This window comes from Methylophaga sp. UBA4204 (assembly GCF_002379485.1).
GTDB lineage: Bacteria > Pseudomonadota > Gammaproteobacteria > Nitrosococcales > Methylophagaceae > Methylophaga.
The window spans coordinates 1-6,317 of the sequence record NZ_DFTU01000047.1 but is presented as its reverse complement, the minus strand read 5'-3'; the positions used below and the strand labels follow the sequence as shown (position 1 = coordinate 6,317).

5 protein-coding genes are annotated in these 6,317 nt (G+C 44.6%); all 5 read left to right on the top strand.

Going from position 1 to position 6,317, the window contains the following annotated elements:
• Positions 1–349 precede the first annotated feature (349 nt).
• The 5 genes from B3182_RS06420 (at position 350) to B3182_RS06400 (ending at position 6,275) form a co-directional block, all read left to right on the top strand.
• Positions 350–2,596 carry an LPS-assembly protein LptD gene (locus tag B3182_RS06420; RefSeq protein ID WP_292357585.1) on the top strand — a complete coding sequence of 749 codons (2,247 nt, stop codon included), beginning with the start codon at positions 350–352 and terminating at the stop codon, positions 2,594–2,596.
• 136 nt (positions 2,597–2,732) lie between these two features.
• On the top strand, positions 2,733–3,998 hold the full coding sequence (locus tag B3182_RS06415) for a peptidylprolyl isomerase (RefSeq protein WP_292357584.1): 1,266 nt from the start codon (positions 2,733–2,735) through the stop codon (positions 3,996–3,998).
• On the top strand, positions 3,995–4,990 hold the full coding sequence (gene pdxA / locus B3182_RS06410) for a 4-hydroxythreonine-4-phosphate dehydrogenase PdxA (protein ID WP_292357583.1): 996 nt from the start codon (positions 3,995–3,997) through the stop codon (positions 4,988–4,990). Before B3182_RS06415 ends, pdxA begins: the two co-directional genes overlap by 4 nt.
• Positions 4,987–5,781 (top strand): 16S rRNA (adenine(1518)-N(6)/adenine(1519)-N(6))-dimethyltransferase RsmA, encoded by a 795-nt coding sequence (gene rsmA / locus B3182_RS06405; protein WP_292357582.1) that lies wholly within the window; start codon positions 4,987–4,989, stop codon positions 5,779–5,781. Before pdxA ends, rsmA begins: the two co-directional genes overlap by 4 nt.
• Positions 5,782–6,002: 221 nt before the next feature.
• On the top strand, positions 6,003–6,275 hold the full coding sequence (locus tag B3182_RS06400) for an HU family DNA-binding protein (RefSeq protein ID WP_014707392.1): 273 nt from the start codon (positions 6,003–6,005) through the stop codon (positions 6,273–6,275).
• Positions 6,276–6,317: the final 42 nt, after the last annotated feature.

Here is a 6,317-nt window from a genome sequence, read left to right as displayed (position 1 = left end):
GCGGGATCGAACCGCCGACCTCTTGCATGCCATGCAAGCGCTCTCCCAGCTGAGCTATAGCCCCCGAAAGGAAGCGCATACTATAGGGATTGAGTTTTTCTCTGTCAACAGAATATTTGAAAATATTTACATGGACTCCAGATGGTTCCACGGAGATTGTGGTGGCTAGGAAGCCAGCAGGAATGCCATGGTAAAGCTAAGTTATTGATGAATGGTCAATATATTGATTTTGGCCAACTTAATTAAATAGGGGATTTGATGAAAGCACATTTCTGTGCGATAAATTGGCAGTTATTTATTGAATATAGAAGGCCGATTTTTCGGTCATCAAGGCTCACCGGGGATATTGATGCGCAAACTGATAATTCTATCTGCAGGTTTTGTTTCCTGTTTTGCTCCTCTTGTTTTCGCAGAGCCATACCATGTGCCCAGTCACTGTCCCCGACCAGACGCCGATTTTTTTCTCCCTGAAGATGCACTCACTGAACAAAGTGAAGTTGATGTTAAAGCTGATACCGCTCAGTTGGTTGATTTAGGCACTTCTGTATTTACTGGCAAAGTAGATATTCGTCGCGGAGGGCAGCAATTAAATGCCAACCGTGCAACTTACAACCAAACTACCGGTAAAGTGACTGCTCAGGGAGATGTGCGTTTACGTGATAGTCAGATGTCAATATTTGGTGATCAGGCGGAATGGAATATCAATGAAGATCGCGGCACGCTGATTGACGCGGAATATCAAACCAAACAGATGAATGCGCGCGGTGAAGCGAGTCATGTGAATCGTCAGGGCGTACAGTCCACCCAATTAAAAAACGCTACATATACAACCTGTATGGAAGACGATGAATTCTGGAAGTTAAAGGCCGGAGAAGTCGATCTGGATCATGAGGAGGGCGTTGGCCGGGCTTATGATGTTGTGCTGCGTCTTAAAGATGTTCCGGTTTTTTACACCCCATACATCAGTTTTCCATTAAATGATGAGCGTAAATCGGGTTTTCTGATTCCTTCCATTGGAAGTTCCAATGAAACCGGCTTTGATGTCAGCACTCCTTATTACTGGAACATTGCACCCGATATGGATGCGACTCTGACACCACGTTATATGTCAGATCGTGGCTTGATGTTGAATGGTGAGTTTCGTTATCTCACAACGCAATCAGCAGGCTTGATTGATGCTGGATATCTCGGCAGTGACAGTCTGCGTCAGAATGGTGATGAAATAAATCCCAACTACAATGAAGACCGGAAACATTTTTTGTATCAACAAAATGGTGTTTATGGCAGCAGCAACCGCTGGGCCACACTGGTTGATTATAACTATGTCTCTGATCGTGATTATCTGGAAGATTTCAGTAGCAATTTAAGCCTGAGCAGTACCACGCATTTAAACCGATTATTAAATGTGAATTATTACGGTGATATCTGGAATTTCGGGGCCACAGTGCAGGGCTATCAGAATCTGTTGGAAGATGTTGAAGATCCTTATCAACGATTGCCGCAATTAACATTGAATGGATTACTACCTGATCAGGCCTATGGACTTAGCTATGAATTCAAGTCTGAATTTACAGCGTTTGATCATGACGAGTTGGTCAAGGGGCAACGATTCAATATGGAACCTGGTGTCAGCCTGCCGATGGGTACCGCAGGTTTTTTTATTACTCCCCGGGTTGCTTTAAACCACACATACTACTCACTGGATAATTTGCAAACCCAAACCCGTTTTGAGGAGAGTAACATTAGCCGGACTTTACCCATAATCAGTATTGATAGTGGAGTGGTTTTTGAAAAACCGTTGAAATTTGCCGGCAATAATATGATCCAGACTTTAGAGCCCAGAGCATTTTATCTATATAAACCTTATCGGGACCAGGACGATATTCCACTTTTTGATACAAATTTACGTACCTTTGGTATGGGAAGCATGTTCAGCCATGAACGGTTTACCGGGCCAGATAGAATTGGTGACGCAAATCAGATAACGGTGGGCTTGACAAGCCGTTTTATCAATGAAGAAACTGGTCGTGAAAAATTACGGATGACATTGGGACAAATCCAATACTTCTCAGATCGTAAAGTCAATTTAAGACAAGATGCCAGAGAGACCAGCTCCGATTCTGATTATATTGCTGAAGCGGTGGCTAGCATTACGAAAGAATGGGCGCTCGCTGGCCAGATTCAATGGGATCCAGACAGCACCACCTCCAATATGTCTTCTCTGCAATTACGCTATCGCGGAGAAAATGGAGGAGTCTTCAATATTGCTCATCGTTATCGACGTGATGATGGCATTAACCAGTTTCCGATTGAACAGGCCGATGTGTCTGGAAGTCTACCGATTAATGATCAATGGAGTGTTATTGGCCGCTATTATCGCTCTTTGATGGATAATACGACGTTAGAAGCTTTGGCAGGTGTTGAATACCACAGTTGTTGCTGGGCAACCCGCGTAGTTTTCCGTGATTACATAAATGATATCAATGCTGACAGTCGCAATAAAGCCATCTATTTTGAAATTGAATTGAAAGGGCTGGGGCGCTTTGGTAAGAAATCCGGTGGCCTGCTCGAGGAAAGTATTCGTGGCTATGAATAAATATAAGCCAGCAGATTCAACTTTCCAATAGATGTTTTTGTCATTAACTCATCTATCTACATTTAAGGTTCTTTAGGTCTTAGACGCTTTGAAACGCTATAATAACGGCCAACAATTTACGGAGTTTGAATAGTTCATGATTAAATATTTGCTTGTCGGCTTATTGCTTGCGAACAGTGTATGGGCAGCGCCGCTTGATCGTATTGTTGCTGTTGTTAATAACGAAATTGTCCTGGATAGTGAGCTGGTCGAGATGGAGCAGACTGTTCGTCAGCAGCTTCGCCAGCGTAATGCCGCAATACCATCCTCTGATATTCTGCGCCGACAGGTCCTTGAACGTCTAATCATGCAAAAACTGCAACTGCAGCGGGCAGAAATGTCAGGTATTCGGGTGGCAGATGACGCGCTGAACGCTGCCGTCCGCCAAATTGCTGAAAACAATAATCTCACCATACGTCAGTTCCGAGATGCACTTGAAAGTGACGGTTATGATTTCACTGAATTCAGAGAAACCATTCGTGAAGAAATGGTTATCAGTCGGTTACGTAAGAGCGAGGTCGAAGATTCTATTGTCGTTTCTGAGCGTGAAGTAGATAACTTTCTGGCAACCCAAAACCTGCAGGGCGATTCTGAGCAAGCCTTCAGACTGTTACATATTTTAGTTGGTATTCCAGATGCACCAACTCCTGAGCAAGTACAGGAAGCCGAAAAAAAGCTTGCTGTTATTCAGGATTTATTGGCGGAGGGCGGTGATTTTTCAGAAATTGCTGCAGGATACTCTGATGGTCAAAATGCGCTGGAAGGTGGCGAACTAGGCTGGCGTAAACAGGCTGAATTGCCAACTTTGTTTGCCAGTGTTGTACCCAATCTGGCCGTTGGCGAAGTGAGCGACGTTATACGCAGCGGCAGTGGCTTTCACCTGGTCAAACTGGCTGAAAAACGCAGCGAAGAAACCCATCTGGTTAAACAGACCAAAGCTCGACACATCTTAATCAAAACCAATGAGCTGGTGACTGATGAAGCCGCGGAAAAACGACTTCAGCAATTACGCGAGCGAATCCTCAATGGCGAAGACTTCGCCGAGCTGGCAAAGGCACACTCTGAGGATACCGGATCTGCCATTGACGGCGGAAGCCTCGGTTGGACAAGTCCCGGTGTTATGGTTCCAGAGTTTGAAGAAGTTATGAATGGTTTGGCTGAAGGTGAAATGAGCGATGTTTTCCAAAGCCGTTTTGGTTGGCATTTAATTCAGGTCGAGGAACGCCGTGAACAAAATATGGCAGATGAATTTAAGCGCAATAAAGCACGAGAACAGTTAAAACAACGCAAAATTGAAGAAGAACTTGAAAGCTGGCTAAGAGCAATGCGCGATGAAGCCTACATTGAGTATCGTGACCTTTGAGTGAGATTTGTCGTATAGCGCTAACTTCAGGTGAACCCGCTGGAATTGGTCCCGATCTGTGTATTCAGCTGGCACAACAGGCCCAACGTCACCAAATAATCGTTATTGCTGATCCAGAGCTGCTTCAGCAACGAGCAGATGAATTAGGGCTACCCATAAAACTGATTGAATTTGATCCAGATTCGGCTCCCAAACCAGTTGAAGCTGGTTGTATCGTCTATCTGGAAAGTAAGCTTGCAGAAACAGTGGTGGCGGGGAAGTTGAATCCTGCTAATTCAGCCTATGTTATTAATACATTGCAACTCGCGCTGAATGGTTGTCTGGATGGGACTTTCGATGCTGTTGTTACTGCACCAGTGCATAAAGGTGTCATTAATGATGCTCAGGTTCCTTTTAGCGGCCATACCGAGTTTTTCGCTGATGGTGCTGGTGTCAATAAAGTGGTGATGATGTTGGCCACACCGGAGCTTCGTGTGGCCTTGGCTACGACACACTTACCGCTTCGCGACGTAAGTGATGCCATTACTCAACAAAGCCTGCTAAAAATTATGCATATTCTGGCTCAAAGTCTACAGCAAGGTTTTGGATTAAAACACCCTAGAATAGCTGTATGCGGCTTAAATCCTCATGCTGGCGAAGGTGGTCATCTGGGTACTGAAGAACAGACTGTAATCGAGCCTGTGATTAAGCTCATACGTGAGCAGGGCTATGAATTTAACGGTCCATGGCCCGCAGACACTATTTTTGTAAAGTCACGCCTTGCGGATTATGACGCTGTATTAGCTATGTATCACGATCAGGGCCTGCCAGTGCTTAAGCATCAAGGTTTTGGTGATGCTGTGAATATTACCCTGGGGCTTCCATTTATCCGAACATCGGTTGATCACGGCACCGCACTGGACCTTGCCGGTTCAGGTAAGGCCAGTGCAACCAGCCTGCAGGCTGCAATCAATATGGCTGAAACAATGTCATTAACCAGAAGAACTCCATGACTGATCAGCGATATTATCCGAAAGCACGTAAACGATTTGGGCAAAACTTCTTGCAGGATGAAGCCGTTATAGCGGACATCATCGCGGCAGTAGCCCCTCAAAAAGATCAGCATCTGGTCGAAATAGGACCGGGACGTGGGGCATTAACGGCCTCATTACTGGAAGATGCTGGATTACTGGATGTGATTGAGCTGGATCGGGATTTGGTGCCAATACTGCAAAACCATTTTAAAGACGCGCCTAATCTACATATTCATCAGGCTGATGCCCTGGAATTTGATTTCAGTGTATTACCCCGGGATGATGAAAAATTAAGGGTGATTGGTAATCTGCCCTATAACATCACTACACCGTTATTATTTCATTTACTCGAACAGGCTTCGTTGATAGAAGATATGTGTTTTATGCTTCAACGAGAGGTCGTAGAGCGCATTTGTGCCGCACCAGGTAACAAAAGCTATGGTCGGTTAAGCATAATGATTCAATACCAATGCATGGTTGAGCAATTATTTATTGTGCCTCCTACAGCCTTTGATCCTCCGCCTAAAGTGGAGTCAGCCATCATTTATATCCAACCAAGAAAGCAATTTTTAGGCGGCGATGTATGTATAAAAACGTTAGGCAGTTTGGTCACACAGGCTTTTAGTCAGCGTCGAAAAACCATCGCTAACACTTTGAAAAATAGTGTTTCCGTGGCGGAGTTGGAGGCTCAGGGGATCGATCCAAAGCTGCGTCCTGAAACCTTATCCGTTGAACAATATGTTGCTTTGGCACAATCCATTAGTGCTTAAAATAAGTATAGGCTATATAAGTAAAAGCTTAAGTACTGATTTAGCAGGAGTTTAGAGCCGGTTCACAAAAAATGGTCATAGTAAATGACACTAATGTTTTACTGTCTTGACACACTGTTTTTGCTGTAGTTAGATACACACAACCAAATGAGACGCGCCGAGGTATTGTGTGTCCTTTGGGACTTTGAATACATAATATAAACGACACGAGGAATTAAGCTGTGAATAAATCTGAATTAATCGATGCAGTTGCTGCGGCCGCAGACATTTCAAAAGCAAAAGCGGCTCTGGCTGTTGACGGCGTGACTTCTGCAGTCACAAAAGCGTTAAGCAAAGGCGATCAAGTTACTCTGGTAGGTTTCGGTACTTTTTCTGTTCGTGAGCGTGCTGCTCGTACCGGCCGTAACCCACGTACCGGCGAAGAAATCAAAATTGCAGCTGCAAAAATTCCTGCATTTAAAGCTGGTAAAGCCCTGAAGGATGCTGTAAACTAGTTTCTTTTTTCTGGGGTGCTTAGCTCAGCTGGGAGAGCATCG